The 1,021-nt window shown below is 36.7% G+C and carries 1 tRNA gene and 1 pseudogene; both read right to left on the bottom strand.

Annotation, left to right across the window (positions count from 1 at the left end):
* Window positions 1-6: 6 nt before the first annotated feature.
* A tRNA-Gly gene (locus NQ117_RS23975) sits at window positions 7-81 on the bottom strand.
* A 244-nt stretch (window positions 82-325) separates the two neighbouring features.
* Window positions 326-682: pseudogene (locus NQ117_RS23970) on the bottom strand (hypothetical protein); the annotation flags it as partial.
* Between the last annotated feature and the right edge of the window lie 339 nt (window positions 683-1,021).

Here is a 1,021-nt window from a genome sequence, read left to right as displayed (position 1 = left end):
ATATTCTGGAGCGGACAACGGGATTCGAACCCGCGACCCTCGCCTTGGCAAGGCGATACTCTACCACTGAGCTATGTCCGCATATCTTTCATTTTCTTACTCTATCTTCGTTATTCTCGTGTTTTCAACAAACTCTCGTAACGAGGACATATATTAATATAACATAAACTAATCATATATTGCAAACTTTTTTAATTCTTTTAATCATGGTAAATTATTCTTTTGTTCAAACTCTATTTGCAGCATGGCCGACTGGCAACGTCCCTGAGTAAGTTTACTCTTATAGTTGACACATGCTACAAGAGCACACAATTATTCTCCGCCTTATTGCGTTCGAACTAGCTGATCCCTTGATTAACGTTTCTATTGCAAGTTTAATCATACTAGCTCGGTTTATCTGATCGACGATTGGACTCAATCCGACTATAACTCTACAACCTATAAGAAACATAATGGATAGTAACGCAATAACAACTTGACTGTTAACGATAGTACTAATCATGGTTGTAAATGATACGATAAAGAGAACCCAGACTAGATAAAATAACAGCCCCATAATCACACTCGAAAATGAAACAGCTGTAAAATAATAATTAACATATAGATAAGACGCTAAGTATCCAATCGCTACACTTACAGCTGCTATTAAATAGTTGGATATCAATTTTCCGCCTATATATGATGGTTATACTGAGAAGCAATTAAATAGTTAAGGAGAAATCATGAGTAATAAAATTGACATATTGATGCTCATGTCCAGACCGTCGCGATTACAATCATTCCAGATACGTAAACTAATACGGCAGTACATATATTCGTCAGTCAATCCTCCATGTAGATGAACTCCTCCTTGACTACATATCAATAAAAGCGGCATTTCATCTGCATGTAATTTTTATATATAAAAAACAAAAAAGCCTGTGCATCGCACAGACATAAGTTGAAAAACTGGTGAGCCATGTAGGACTCGAACCTACGACACCCTGATTAAAAGTCAGGTGCTCTACCAACTGAGCTAATG

It is taken from the genome of Paenibacillus sp. SC116, assembly GCF_024733555.1.
Taxonomy (GTDB): Bacteria; Bacillota; Bacilli; order Paenibacillales; family Paenibacillaceae; genus Paenibacillus_B.
The sequence above is the reverse complement of the archived record's forward strand: the minus strand, read 5'-3'. Positions and strand labels throughout refer to the sequence as shown.